16 protein-coding genes are annotated in these 13,340 nt (G+C 44.5%); 14 read left to right on the top strand and 2 right to left on the bottom strand.

What is annotated here, in order from left to right:
• Nucleotides 1-21 precede the first annotated feature (21 nt).
• Nucleotides 22-144, top strand: coding sequence for a hypothetical protein (locus D8S93_RS25275; protein WP_264674561.1), 123 nt, complete (start codon nucleotides 22-24; stop codon nucleotides 142-144).
• Nucleotides 145-179: 35 nt separating this feature from the next.
• Here D8S93_RS25275 and bioA read toward each other — a convergent pair whose 3' ends face one another.
• Nucleotides 180-1,460 (bottom strand): adenosylmethionine--8-amino-7-oxononanoate transaminase, encoded by a 1,281-nt coding sequence (bioA, locus tag D8S93_RS06030; protein WP_152812430.1) that lies wholly within the window; start codon nucleotides 1,458-1,460, stop codon nucleotides 180-182.
• A gap of 130 nt (nucleotides 1,461-1,590) precedes the next feature.
• Here bioA and bioB point away from each other — a divergent pair, with 130 nt between their 5' ends.
• The 4 genes from bioB to bioD are packed head-to-tail and all read left to right on the top strand — an operon-like array spanning nucleotide 1,591 to nucleotide 5,270.
• Nucleotides 1,591-2,643: a biotin synthase BioB gene (gene bioB / locus D8S93_RS06025; protein ID WP_005378222.1), complete on the top strand. Its 1,053-nt coding sequence runs from the start codon at nucleotides 1,591-1,593 to the stop codon at nucleotides 2,641-2,643.
• Nucleotides 2,630-3,781 (top strand): 8-amino-7-oxononanoate synthase, encoded by a 1,152-nt coding sequence (gene bioF, locus D8S93_RS06020; RefSeq protein WP_193621583.1) that lies wholly within the window; start codon nucleotides 2,630-2,632, stop codon nucleotides 3,779-3,781. Before bioB ends, bioF begins: the two co-directional genes overlap by 14 nt.
• Nucleotides 3,781-4,587: a malonyl-ACP O-methyltransferase BioC gene (bioC, locus tag D8S93_RS06015; RefSeq protein ID WP_152812426.1), complete on the top strand. Its 807-nt coding sequence runs from the start codon at nucleotides 3,781-3,783 to the stop codon at nucleotides 4,585-4,587. Before bioF ends, bioC begins: the two co-directional genes overlap by 1 nt.
• Nucleotides 4,584-5,270, top strand: a complete 687-nt coding sequence (gene bioD / locus D8S93_RS06010; RefSeq protein ID WP_193621582.1) for a dethiobiotin synthase — start codon at nucleotides 4,584-4,586, stop codon at nucleotides 5,268-5,270. Before bioC ends, bioD begins: the two co-directional genes overlap by 4 nt.
• Nucleotides 5,271-5,345: 75 nt before the next feature.
• Here the strand turns inward: bioD and D8S93_RS06005 are convergent, their stop codons facing one another.
• Nucleotides 5,346-5,549, bottom strand: a complete 204-nt coding sequence (locus D8S93_RS06005; protein ID WP_162860661.1) for a hypothetical protein — start codon at nucleotides 5,547-5,549, stop codon at nucleotides 5,346-5,348.
• A 473-nt stretch (nucleotides 5,550-6,022) separates the two neighbouring features.
• Here D8S93_RS06005 and htpX point away from each other — a divergent pair, with 473 nt between their 5' ends.
• The 9 genes from htpX (at nucleotide 6,023) to D8S93_RS05960 (ending at nucleotide 13,256) form a co-directional block, all read left to right on the top strand.
• Nucleotides 6,023-6,892: a protease HtpX gene (gene htpX, locus D8S93_RS06000; RefSeq protein ID WP_005390832.1), complete on the top strand. Its 870-nt coding sequence runs from the start codon at nucleotides 6,023-6,025 to the stop codon at nucleotides 6,890-6,892.
• 224 nt (nucleotides 6,893-7,116) lie between these two features.
• The gene (locus D8S93_RS05995) at nucleotides 7,117-7,536 is read left to right on the top strand and encodes a nuclear transport factor 2 family protein (RefSeq protein WP_005390833.1); all 420 of its coding nucleotides are present in this window, start codon (nucleotides 7,117-7,119) and stop codon (nucleotides 7,534-7,536) included.
• The gene (locus D8S93_RS05990; protein WP_006743053.1) at nucleotides 7,533-8,258 is read left to right on the top strand and encodes an SDR family oxidoreductase; all 726 of its coding nucleotides are present in this window, start codon (nucleotides 7,533-7,535) and stop codon (nucleotides 8,256-8,258) included. The genes D8S93_RS05995 and D8S93_RS05990 overlap by 4 nt, the downstream gene beginning before the upstream one ends.
• 12 nt (nucleotides 8,259-8,270) lie before the next feature.
• Nucleotides 8,271-9,581, top strand: a complete 1,311-nt coding sequence (locus D8S93_RS05985; protein WP_152812422.1) for an NAD(P)/FAD-dependent oxidoreductase — start codon at nucleotides 8,271-8,273, stop codon at nucleotides 9,579-9,581.
• A gap of 1 nt (nucleotide 9,582) precedes the next feature.
• Nucleotides 9,583-10,401 carry a DUF1365 domain-containing protein gene (locus tag D8S93_RS05980; protein ID WP_065645363.1) on the top strand — a complete coding sequence of 273 codons (819 nt, stop codon included), beginning with the start codon at nucleotides 9,583-9,585 and terminating at the stop codon, nucleotides 10,399-10,401.
• A complete protein-coding gene (locus D8S93_RS05975) occupies nucleotides 10,395-11,651 on the top strand; it encodes an SAM-dependent methyltransferase (RefSeq protein ID WP_054867767.1) in 1,257 nt (418 codons plus the stop codon). Before D8S93_RS05980 ends, D8S93_RS05975 begins: the two co-directional genes overlap by 7 nt.
• A gap of 6 nt (nucleotides 11,652-11,657) precedes the next feature.
• Nucleotides 11,658-12,170, top strand: a complete 513-nt coding sequence (locus D8S93_RS05970; RefSeq protein ID WP_046874769.1) for a DUF2878 domain-containing protein — start codon at nucleotides 11,658-11,660, stop codon at nucleotides 12,168-12,170.
• A complete protein-coding gene (locus tag D8S93_RS05965) occupies nucleotides 12,130-12,723 on the top strand; it encodes a hypothetical protein (RefSeq protein WP_193621581.1) in 594 nt (197 codons plus the stop codon). The genes D8S93_RS05970 and D8S93_RS05965 overlap by 41 nt, the downstream gene beginning before the upstream one ends.
• The gene (locus D8S93_RS05960; RefSeq protein ID WP_413743272.1) at nucleotides 12,723-13,256 is read left to right on the top strand and encodes a DUF3833 domain-containing protein; all 534 of its coding nucleotides are present in this window, start codon (nucleotides 12,723-12,725) and stop codon (nucleotides 13,254-13,256) included. Before D8S93_RS05965 ends, D8S93_RS05960 begins: the two co-directional genes overlap by 1 nt.
• Nucleotides 13,257-13,340: the final 84 nt, after the last annotated feature.

Raw genomic sequence — 13,340 nt, 5'->3', positions numbered from 1 at the left:
TTCAAGTAACGAGGAGGGCTTATGGCCGTAGGGTGGGCAAACGACGATAGCGTCAGCCAACAAATTCAACATATCATCGACGAGCGAGTAAAGATAACCAACTTCGATAGTTTGACAGTTCTGGTAAATAAAGAGACGGTTTGAGTCTCATACTCAAACCGTTTTCGTGTTGAGTTGAACTATGAAGCGAAGCAGTCGTTACGTTGCAAAGCAGCATCAATCGCATTAACCAACTTTTCAATTTCGTCTGGTTTGCTGATGAACGGCGGCATCATATAAATCAGCTTGCCAAATGGACGAATCCAAACTCCGTGTTCAACAAACAAGGCTTGGATGGTTTCCATATTCACTGGGCGATGCGTTTCCACAACACCAATGGCACCCAACCAACGGGTGTTCTTCACCAAGTCGTATTCTTCAAGTTTTGGCAGTAGTTCAGAAAACAGCGTTTCAATTTGCTGGGTTTGCTGCTTCCAATCACCTTGTTCGATCAACTCCAAACTTGCAGTAGCTACAGCACAAGCGAGTGGATTCCCCATAAAGGTTGGACCGTGCATAAAACACCCAGCATCACCACCACAAACAGTATCCGCAACGTGTTTGCTCGCCAGGGCCGCAGAGAGGGTCATGTAGCCGCCAGTGAGTGCTTTCCCGACACACAGAATGTCTGGTTGAATATCTGCATGTTCGCAGGCAAACAATTTGCCTGTGCGTCCAAAACCGGTAGCGATCTCATCTGCAATCAATAACAAACCGTATTTGTCGCAAAGTCTACGCACGCCTTTGAGAAATTCTGGATGGTAGATGCGCATGCCACCTGCGCCTTGAACGATAGGCTCTAGGATCACCGCAGCGAGTTCTTGATGATGTGTTTCAATCTTGTGCTCAAAGTCAGCAAGATCTTCAGATTTCCACTCATCCCAAAAGCCACAAGTTGGCGACTCCGCAAAGATATGCTCAGGCAGAAAGCCTTTGTAGAGAGAGTGCATGGAGTTATCAGGATCGGTTACCGACATGGCCGCAAAGGTGTCACCGTGATAACCGTGTCGCAAAGTAAGAAACTTCGGTCGGCGTTCGCCTTTTGCATGCCAATATTGCAGTGCCATTTTTAAGCTGACTTCTACGGAAACGGAGCCTGAATCGGCAAGGAATACATGTTCAAGATTACTTGGTGCTAAGGACAGCAACTTCTTACACAAATTGATTGCTGGCTGATGGGTAATCCCGCCAAACATCACATGAGAGACCTGATCGATTTGCTGGTGAGCCGCTTGATTTAAGTGCGGATGATTATAGCCGTGGATTGTCGACCACCAAGAAGACATGCCATCGACAAGCTCAGTACCGTCTTCCAATTTAATGTGAACACCACTTGCTGATTCTACTGGGTAGCAGGTCAGAGGTGTTAATGTCGAAGTGTAAGGATGCCAGATATGCTGGCGGTCGAAGGCGAGATCCATGTGCGATTCCAATAATAATTAAGATTAAAAAATAAACAGGTGTAAACTTTGTTGTTTTGTGTTGTGTTGACAGTTTATCGAGACTCAGTAGACTGTCAACACAACAACAAAAGTGACTAAAGGAATACACGTGGAAGTTCGTCATAACTGGACGCATGCTGAAGTGCGCGATCTCATGGAAAAACCATTCATGGATCTCCTATTCGAAGCGCAGCTTGTACATCGTCAATATCAACAAACCAACCATGTTCAAGTAAGCACGCTTCTGTCGATTAAGACAGGTGCTTGTCCAGAAGATTGTAAGTACTGTCCTCAGAGTGCTCGTTACACCACAGACATCGAGAAAGAGCGTTTGATGGAAGTAGAACGCGTACTCGATGCTGCGCAAAAAGCCAAAAATGCTGGTTCTACTCGATTCTGTATGGGTGCAGCATGGAAAAACCCGAAAGAGCGTGACATGCCGCATTTGACCGACATGATCAAAGGCGTGAAGGGCATGGGTTTAGAAACGTGTATGACATTAGGCATGCTGACGCCAGATCAAGCAAAGCAATTGGCAACCGCTGGTCTGGATTACTACAACCACAACCTAGATACCTCACCTGAGTTTTACGGCAACATCATTACCACACGTACTTACCAAGACCGTTTAGATACTTTGTCTCACGTACGTGATGCTGGCATGAAGATCTGTTCCGGTGGCATTATCGGCATGGGTGAAAGTGCTAACGACCGAGCTGGTCTGTTGGTTGAATTGGCGAACTTACCGGTACACCCTGAAAGCGTTCCAATCAACATGCTCGTGAAGGTAAAGGGCACACCACTGGAAGAAGTGGATGATGTTGAGCCATTCGATTTCATTCGCCTGATTGCGATTGCACGAATCATGATGCCTCAATCAGCCGTTCGTTTATCCGCTGGCCGTGAAAATATGAACGAACAAATGCAAGCGCTGTGTTTTATGGCGGGTGCAAACTCCGTCTTCTACGGCTGCAAGCTTCTGACCACGCCAAACCCTTCAGAAGACAAAGACATGATGCTGTTCAACAAGCTCGGTATTAACAGCCAAGAGGTGTCTCAAAAACCTGATGAAATCGAAGAAAACGAGTTACTCGATCGCGTCGTAGAGCGCGTTGCTGCTCGTCCGACAAAAGACGACCTTTTCTACGATGCCAGCGTTTAAATCTCGTATCGAGTCCGCCCTTGCTGAGCGTAAGACGCAAGGGTTGAATCGTTCTATGAATGTGGTGTTTGCCGGTAACCAGTCCGTTTTGGAATACGAAGGCAGACGCTACATCAACTTCTCAAGTAATGATTATTTAGGCTTGGCCAATGACCAAGCGCTTGTTCGTGCTTGGCAGCAAGGCTTGAGTGTATACGGCAGTGGTAGCGGCGCGTCTCCAATGGTCACAGGTTTTAGTGCCGCGCACAGCAATTTAGAAGCGGCGCTAAGCGAATGGCTGGGTTACGAAAGGGCAGTCCTGTTTGGCTCTGGATTCAGTGCCAATCAAGCTTTGTTATTCACCTTGCTAGAAAAATCAGACGTACTCATTCAAGACCGTTTGAACCATGCCTCGTTGATGGAAGCGGGGGCGTTGTCACCAGCTAAGATGAAGCGCTTCAAGCACAATGACATCGAACACCTGAAGTCGCTGATTAATAGCGAAGACAACCATCTAGTTGTGACTGAAGGGGTATTCAGCATGGACGGTGATTGTGCACCACTTGCTGATATCGCTGACGTCACCGGTAATCATGATGCATGGCTTGCTGTAGACGACGCTCATGGTATCGGTGTTCTAGGGGAATCTGGCGGTGGCTCATGTGAATTAGCGGCGGTTAATCCTGAGATACTGATCGTTACTTTCGGCAAAGCGTTTGGTATGTCTGGCGCGGCTATTTTATGTGACCACACAACGGGGGACTTTTTAACTCAGTTTGCTCGTCACCATGTGTATTCCACGGCGATGCCTCCGGCACAAGCCTATGCGCTCACGCATGCTGTCTCGATGGTTCAAGAGCAGTCTTGGCGACGTGAAAAGCTTACAGAGTTAAGTGAAGTGTATCGAGATAGCCTCAGCGACGTTGAGGGCTTTGTTGAGACTCAAACTTCGATTAAGCCGTTTGTGATTGGTGAATCTGATTTGGCTTTGCGAGTAGCAGGTGCTTGTCGCCAAAACGGTATTTGGGTTACTGCTATTCGTCCTCCAACAGTTCCGAAAGGGACGTCTCGTCTGCGAATCACACTCACTGCTAATCACACTAACGAACAAGTTAAAACGCTTTCAATGGCATTGAAGCAAGCATTAGGAACGCAGTAATGGATAATGCAGAGCAAATGAAGTTGGATTGCTTACTGCCTAATAAACAAGCGATCGCCGCTTCCTTTAGTAAGGCGGCTGACACATACGACAAACATGCCGCTTTCCAGCGTGATGTCGGCCATCGCTTACTAGACAAACTTCCGAATGACTTAACTCATCAACGTGTTTTGGATTTAGGATGTGGTACGGGCTATTTTTCTCAACTTCTTCAAGAGCGTGGCGCTGAAGTGTTTTGTGTGGACATCTCTCAAGAGATGTTAAGCAAAGCTATGGTGCGCTGTGGCCATGAACGAATGAATTATGTGCTAGCCGACGCAGAAAACTTGCCTTTCGACGATACAAGCTTCGACTACGTATTCTCTAGCTTGGCTTTGCAATGGTGTGCCGATTTAAGTTATCCCCTGAGAGAAGTTCGTCGTGTACTAAAAGCTAATGGGAAGGCGGCTTTTTCTACACTAGCTGAAGGGTCACTGTGCGAGTTGCGTGCATCATGGAAAAAAATTGATGCATATCAACACGTCAATAACTTTCTATCGCTCAATCAGGTAAAAATTGCGTTAGCGCAATCTCGATGTGACAACCATCAACTAGACTTGACCACCATCACAGTTTGGTACGACTCAGCATTTTCAGTTATGCGTGACCTCAAAGGTATAGGTGCAAATCACGTAAGCGGGCGCTCACATGGTTTAACCAGTCGAGAGACTTTGTTGCAAGTTGAGCATGAGTACCAAGCGTTTAAAAATGATCAAGGTCTTCTACCTGCAAGTTATCAGGTTTGTTTTGGAGTAATACATCTATGATTGATGCTTTTTTTATTGCTGGTACGGATACTGATGTAGGAAAAACGGTAGCGTCTAAAGCCATTTTGCAAGCGTTGGCAGCAAAAGGACTAAACACTATTGGTTATAAACCAGTGGCAGCAGGGAGTGATAAGACTGAAGCTGGATGGCGTAACTCTGACGCCTTACATTTACAAGCGGCCGCGACACTCGATGTCGCTTATGATGATGTGAATCCATACGCTTTAGAATTGCCTGCTTCTCCTCACATCGCGGCAAAACATGAACATGTCGAAATAAAATACGAACTCCTCAGTGAAAAGCTGGCTCAACACAAGCAGCAAGCTGATGTCGTTCTCGTTGAGGGCGCTGGTGGTTGGCGTGTGCCTGTGTCAGATACCGACTGTTTATCTACTTGGGTACAAGCAGAGCAGTTACCCGTGGTCTTGGTGGTTGGTATTAAATTAGGTTGTTTGAGCCATGCTTTACTCACGGCAGAGAGTATTAAAGCGGATGGCTTGAATCTTGTTGGTTGGGTGGCAAACCGAGTTAACCCTGGCACTGAGCACTATGCTGATATTATCGAGATGCTTGAAGCGCGTATCGGTGCGCCTAAGCTTGGCGAAATCCCATACATTCCAAGTGCTAAGCGCAAAGAGCTAGGCAAGTACATTAATGTCGAGCCTTTGCTAAGTACTGACTGATTGTGTTTAAAATACTAAAAACCAAAGGGCTGCGTAATGCAGCCCTTTTTTATTGGTGTAATCTATAACATCAGATTACTTATCTTGGCTAAGCCCCATCAATGCTTGCTGTGTTTCTGCAACACGCTGAGACATATGATGATCGGTTGAAATACCAAGTTGTTGCTTCGCCTCATCCTCTGAGATGCCTAGATGACAACGTAGTAAATCAATAGCCATTTGATAGTCGTTAGTTTCTACCATGGTTTTTCCCTCAATACATGGAAGTTTTGAGCTCACCTAATGTACCTTTTTAATGTACTTAGAGTGGCTCTGTTTTGTTCATCTCATTTGAATCTAGCATGTCCATGTCGCCGCACAATAAGACCAAAGTCTATAGCGGGGCTAACATACTGTTTTTGGTCTAGTAAAATATTTCTAGCTAAGTTGCCCAGAGGTGATAGATTTAACATCAAGGTCATCCATTGATAGATGAGGTGCGATTCAAAGTACTTTTCATTACGGAAAGGAATGAATATGAATGGAGGTAATGGCTTTTATCAGCACGTGCCTAGAAACCGCTTGAACATAATCTTTCAGTCTCGAAAACAAATGTTGCAATTTATTGCTTAACCTTGTTTTTATCGCGGATAGACTATATCTATAACGCACGGAGCATTAAATTTAGCGGAATTGGCTTTTACAGCGATTACCACCTGTTCCTTATAACAATCCGTTTTAAAAAAAACGATAAGCTTCCTCGGAGAAAAGTAATGAAGCGAATTATGTTATTCCTAGCAACTAACCTAGCTGTCGTGCTAGTGCTTAGTGTTGTTCTGAATATTGTTTACGCTACCACTGGAATGCAACCTGGCAGTCTTTCTGGTTTGCTAGTTATGGCCGCCATATTTGGTTTTGGTGGTGCACTTATTTCGTTGATGATGTCAAAGGGCATGGCACTGCGCTCAGTTGGCGGTATGGTCATTGAAAGTCCGCGTAACGAAACTGAGCACTGGTTAGTCGAAACTGTGGGTCGTCAAGCTCAGCAAGCGGGTATTGGTATGCCAACGGTGGCTATTTATGACTCACCAGATATCAATGCATTCGCGACGGGTGCAAAGCGAGATGACTCTCTTGTCGCGGTTTCCACTGGCCTTTTACACAATATGACTCGTGATGAAGCAGAAGCGGTACTGGCCCACGAAGTGAGCCATATTGCAAATGGTGACATGGTCACGATGACATTGATGCAAGGCGTTGTGAACACGTTTGTTATCTTCCTATCCCGTTTTATCGCCAATATTGTGGCATCGAACGATGATGAAGAAGGTCAAGGTACAAACATGATGGTTTACTTCGGTGTATCTATGGTGCTTGAGCTAGTGTTTGGTTTCTTAGCAAGCTTTATTACCATGTGGTACAGCCGTCATCGCGAATTCCATGCCGACGCAGGTGCTGCTCACTTAGTTGGTAAAGAGAAAATGATCGCGGCATTGGAACGTTTGAAGATGAGTCACGAATCTCAACTTGATGGCACAATGATGGCATTCGGTATTAATGGCAAGCAGTCATTGACTGAGCTACTGATGAGCCACCCTCCGCTAGATAAACGTATTGCAGCGTTACGTAGTCAGCAATACTAGTTGTAAAAACTGACAGCGCACGCGAAAGTAATCGTTAATTTCCTGAAAAGGCTTGGTTTTGACCAAGCCTTTTTTTTGATCGATTGATCGCTTGCGAGATCCATCACGTATCTACCTACAGAAACAAAGTTATACAAAATTATTTTTGTACAACTTTTAAAGAATGAACTATCTTGTACATATAATAATTTTGTACAACTTGATGGACGTGTAGGAGTAAACACATGGACATACAGTCTGTTGGCAATATCTATCAAAAGCTGAATAAAGCGAACTTACATCTGCTTAAAGACGTATATCACCAAGATGTCGTCTTTGAAGATGCTGCTCATCGTTTAGAGGGGTGGCCTGCACTTTCAGATTACTTCACATCATTATATGCCAACGTCATAAGTTGTGACTTTGTTATCCACGAACATCAACAAGTCGGAGATACTGGCTTCCTAACGTGGACCATGGATCTTCAGCATCCCAAACTTCAAAAAGGTGCACCTATTCTCGTTAATGGTGTGTCGCATCTTAAATTCAGCGAAGGCCAAGTTATTTATCACCGAGATTACTTTGATCTCGGAGAAATGCTTTACGAAAACTTACCTTTACTTGGCTCAGTCGTAAAAACCATCAAGCAGAGGTTAGGACAATGAACAATACTATCTTAATCACTGGCGCTACCTCCGGAATAGGGAAGCAACTGGCTTTAGATTACGCGAACTCTGATTGGAGCGTTATTGCTTGTGGGCGAAACAAAGACGTTCTTGCTGAATTGGGGGCTGCTTCTTCTAATATCCATACATTGCAGTTTGACGTGACAAACCATGAACAAACTCAGCAGGCGCTGTCCAGTTTGCCTTTCACGCCGAGTACCTGGGTTTTTAATGCAGGGGATTGTGAGTATATGGACAACGGTGTGGTTGACGCGAAACTCATGGCGCGTGTGATGAATGTAAACGTCGTTGGTGTTGCCAACTGCGTAGAAGGTTGCCAACCACACTTAGATAAAGGGCATCGCATCGTTATCGTGGGTTCTATTGCTTCAGAAGTCGCGTTACCAAGGGCTGAAGCCTACGGCGCTTCTAAGGCCGCTGTGAGCTACTTTGCTCGCACATTAGCTGTTGATTTGAAGAAGAAGGGCATTCAAGTGGTGACCGTGTTCCCGGGCTTCGTGGAAACCCCGTTAACTGACAAAAATGACTTCGAAATGCCGATGATTATTTCTACGCGGCAAGCCTCCAACTCTATCAGAAAACAGTTGGCTGCCAACAAGACTCACATCTATTTCCCCGCGAGGTTTACCAGTATTTTACGTTTTATCTCGTTACTTCCATACAGTTGGCAAGCTCGCCTAACTGCTAAACTCGTGTCATAAGAAGGAATAAAAATGAAAACAGCAGGAAGAAAGAAGATAGCGATTGTGGGGACCGGAATTTCTGGCCTTACGTGTGGTTACTATCTACATAAAGAGCACGATGTCACCGTATTTGAAGCTAACGATTACATTGGCGGGCACACCGCGACGGTGGATGTAAAACTCGATGGTAAAGAATATGCGATTGATACGGGCTTTATCGTTTACAACGATCGCACTTATCCTAATTTCATCAAAATGATGAACGAGATTGGTGTCGAAGGATTGCCAACCCAGATGAGCTTCAGTGTAAGAAACGACGGCAATGGCTTGGAATATAACGGTCACACCGTGTCGACATTATTTGCTCAAAAGCGTAATTGGGTAAATCCTAAGTTCTATCGTTTTATCTTCGAGATCCTTCGTTTCAACAAACTTGCCAAAAGCATCGCTAGCAAACAATCGAGTCATTCTCAGACGCTAGGTGAGTTTCTTGATGAGCACAACTTCAGTACTTTCTTTTCAGATAACTACATTTTGCCTATGGGCGCCGCAATTTGGTCTTCGACTTTAGCGGACATGCGCGCATTTCCGCTGATGTTTTTCCTTCGCTTTTTCTTAAATCACGGATTGCTTGATGTCACTAACAGGCCGCAATGGTATGTAATTAAAGGTGGCTCTCGTGAGTACATTCCACCTTTGACTCAAGGTTTTATCGATAAAATTCGACTCAATAGTCCGGTAGAAAAAGTGCTCCGTAGTGAGAATGGTGTGGGTTTAAAAGTTAACGGTGAAATACACTGGTTTGATGATGTCATCTTTGCTTGTCACAGTGATCAAGCGATGAACATGTTAGGTGACATTAGCCCAGTCGAACAAGAGGTGCTGGGTAATATGGCTTATCAAGCGAATGAAGTGGTGCTTCACACTGATACGAGTTTACTTCCAAAGCGTAAAGCGGCGTGGGCTTCGTGGAACTACCTACTGGAGGGCAGTGAAGACGAACAGCAACATCTCCCTTCGCTCACTTACAACATGAATATTCTCCAACATGTTCAATCTGAGCACACATTCTGTGTCACGCTGAATAGCACTGAGCAGATCGAACCGAGCAAAGTATTACGGACGTTTACCTATCACCATCCAGTGTTCTCCACCGACTCTATCGCTGCACAGCAACGTAAAGAAGAGGTGCAAGGGCTGAACAATACTTGGTTCTGCGGCGCTTATTGGTACAACGGTTTCCACGAGGATGGCGTTCGCAGCGCATTGGACGTAGTGAAAGGGCTTGAAGAGAAATATCGCGTTCAAACTGCTGTCAACTTAGAAAAAGGTGCAGCGTGATATGGATAGCCAAATGAACAGCCAGTTGTTTGTTGGCAACGTTCGACATCGCAGGTTCACGCCGATAAAACATGAATTGAACTACTCATTGTTTATGCCAGCTATTGACGTCGATGAGCTAAAAAAACTAGAGGAAAAAGTTTGGGGTTTTGGCTCTCGCTGGTGGCATTGGGCACGCTTTAAACGCAGTGACTATGTTGGTGAGGGCTGCTTAAAGGTGGCCGTGCACGACAAAATTGAAGAGTTAACAGGTGTTCGTTGTACCGGCAAAGTCATCGCTGTTTGTCATTTGCGCTATTTAGGACTTTATTTTAGTCCGGTGAATTTCTACTACGTTTATAACAAAGAAGGGGAATGGAAATACCTCTTAGCTGAAGTCAGCAATACACCTTGGAACGAGCGTCATTACTACGCAGTCGCTGCTGAGCAAAACGATGAAAACTTTGGATGGGAACAAGAGAAAGCCTTTCATGTTTCTCCGTTTAATCCAATTGACCAACAGTATCACTGGAAGATTAAACCACTGACGGACAAGTTAAGGATTCATCTTGAATGCCACAAAAGCGAAAAGCACTTTGATGCGACGATGACAATGAAAGCTCAAGTGTTTTCGAGCAAAAGCTTATCGAAGTGTTTGATCGTTACGCCAATACAGACGGTAAAAGTAATGGTTGGTATTTATTGGCACGCATTAAAACTTTGGGTGAAAGGCGCGCCTTTTTATTCTCATCCTAAATATTCAACACACGACGAAATAGAAGCCGACACTAAAAAAACAGACAAAAAAAATAAAAAGCACAAGGAGAATTCTGCATGTTAAATACCAGTTCTATGACATTGCCGCGCAAATTGACGACAACACAAAAGGCGGCTCGCGGAGTTATTTTTCAATGTCTGCAAAAAATGGAAATCGGCTGCTTAACTGTTATTGAAAGCTTTAAGACGGAAACGAAAGAAAGAAGCGAGCGCTTTAATGCGCCCAACGGTGAATACAGCGGTCAGCCTGTTGTGGCGACGATTGAGGTAAAGCATCCTGGCTTTTACTCGCGAATCTTGCAAGGTGGCAGCATTGCGGCGGGTGAGGCTTATATGGATGGTTGGTGGGACAGCCCGGATCTAACCTCGTTAATGAAACTTATGGCTCTCAATATGCGAGCGCTAGATAAACTTGAAGAGAAAGGAAGTTGGCTGACTAAAATACTGTACAAGTTCAGTCATTGGACCAACCGCAATTCTCAAGAGAACTCTCGTAAAAACATTCATGCGCATTACGACTTGGGCAACAATTTGTACGAGTCATTTTTAGACGACAACATGCTGTACTCATCGGCCTTATATGTGCAAGACAACGATACTTTGGAACAAGCGCAAATCAACAAAATGGATCGTTTGTGCCAGCAACTTGAGCTTCAACCATCCGATCGAGTGATTGAGATCGGTACAGGGTGGGGGGCTATGGCCATTTACATGGCAGAGCAATATGGTTGTCATGTAACGACAACGACGATTTCTGAAGAGCAGCATGCTTACGCTGAACAAAAAATTAGAGAGCGAAATTTGGGCGACAAGATCACTCTATTAAAACAAGACTATCGAGACCTTTCGGGTCACTACGATAAGTTAGTCTCGATAGAAATGATCGAAGCGGTTGGAAAACAATTTTTGCCTTCCTACATCAAGCAATGCCAATCATTACTCAAGCCGGGTGGTTTAATGGCAATTCAAGCCATCACTATCGCTGACCAGCGTTATGATTACTACAGTAACAACGTTGACTTTATCCAGAAATACATCTTTCCAGGTGGGTTCTTACCTTCGGTTACATCTTTAACTCAAGCTGCGACCAAATACAGTGACTTGGTGGTGAGAGACTTATTTGATATTGGTCTGGACTATGCGAAAACCTTGAGCGAGTGGCACTCTAGATTTAATCAAGCTGAAGATCACGTACGCTCTCTCGGTTATGACGACCGCTTTGTCCGCATGTGGCGTTACTACCTGAGCTATTGTGAAGGTGGGTTTTTAGCTCGAAGTATCAGTGCCGTTCACATGACATTCCAGCGACCTTAAACCGTTATGAAGTTGCTGATTGCCTCTACATGGTTCCAGCTCTGTTGGTTCTCTGCAGTGCTTGGGACCTATCAATGGCAGTGGCTAACACTGATCTTAACATTTATTACTCTTGTCTATTGTTGGAGGACGGACGCTTCTGCCTTGAAGCACATCGCGAGTATCGTTTTGGCGGGTGTAGTGCTCGATACGCTCAATCAACAGTTTTCTGTTTTTGTCTTTCCAACACAATGGTTACCCATTTGGTTGTTGTGCCTTTGGGTTCTGTTCTCTTGGTATGCCTATCAGCTCAAGCCTGTTTTGTACCGTTTCCCAAAAATCTACGTATCAATTGTAGGTGGCGTTGGAGGAACCGTCAGTTACTACGCCGGTTACAAGCTCCAAGTCGTTGAATATGGATTTAATACCAGCGTTACGTTGGTCATTCTATTTGCTGAATGGTTTGCCATGACGCTTTTAATACTCAAGGTATACGGATATGAAAAGCTTGAAGAGAGATTTAACCCAGAGGCTGATTAAGGTAGTTGCTTCTCTAGTAGTTATGGGCTCCTTTGCTCTACAAGCTCAGCCAGTTGGAAACAGTGAAAACGCAGATAAGATGTCGAGTTGGGAGGGGTGGAAAACTGTCGGTGAGGCACAACTCACATGGTTCATCTTCGATATATATCAGTCTCGACTAAGAGCACCCGATGGAAAGTTCATTGTAAATGGCGATGTATCACCACACCCTCTGGCATTGGAAATTAACTATCAAAGAGACATCAGCAAGCAGCAGTTGCTTGATGTAACTGATGAGCAATGGGCAAAACTTGGTTTTACTGAACCATATCGAAAAAGTTGGATCAGTGAACTAAACCATATGTTCCCTGATATAAAAAAAGGCGATGAGCTTACTTACTTAACCGATGGTAAAACTGGTCAGCTTCTTTACCGACAAGCTGGTATTGCACAAATTAAGACAGTCGGCTTCGTTCAAGATGAGCGAATGAACGATGCGTTTTTGTCTATATGGTTGTCACCTAATACAGAGTTCCCAAAACTTCGAAAACAATTAATAGGGCAGGTTAGATAGTGCTTAAACGAATTTTAAAATCAGTCGCCTTGGCTGCTGCGGCCTTACTTTCAGCATGCTCAGCAGGTATCGATAATTATCAATCATCTACACCGACTTTTGATTTATTCGGCTATTTTGAAGGCGAAACAAAGGCGTGGGGGATGGTCCAAGATTACACTGAACAACAAACTCGTCGTTTTGAAGTCGACATCGTGGGTACTGTGGAAGGTAACACGTTGACGCTGGTGGAAGACTTTGTGTTTGATGATGGAGAAGTTGACCAGCGAATTTGGGTTATTACCAAATTAGAAGATGGACGCTATGAAGGTAAAGCAGAGGATATTATTGGTGTAGCAACAGGGGCTGAGCAAGGCAATACGTTGCAGTGGCGGTATGACTTTGAGTTGCAAATGGATGACTCAACAGTAACGGTCGCTTTTGATGATTGGCTTTATCGTCAGGACGAGAAGCATGTTTTCAACCTCACCAAAATTAAAAAGTTTGGTATAGAGGTCGGGACAATAACCTTATTCTTCCAAAAACAGCCATAATAGTTGAGGGATTTATCCTCTTGCATTACTACCAAATAACCGAAATTATTTCTTCCTAACTAAAAAGGTTGACGCTTTCACGTC

Source organism: Vibrio sp. VGrn 2, from assembly GCF_009361695.1.
Classification (GTDB): domain Bacteria; phylum Pseudomonadota; class Gammaproteobacteria; order Enterobacterales; family Vibrionaceae; genus Vibrio; species Vibrio diabolicus.
This window is presented reverse-complemented; position numbering and strand designations above follow the sequence as displayed.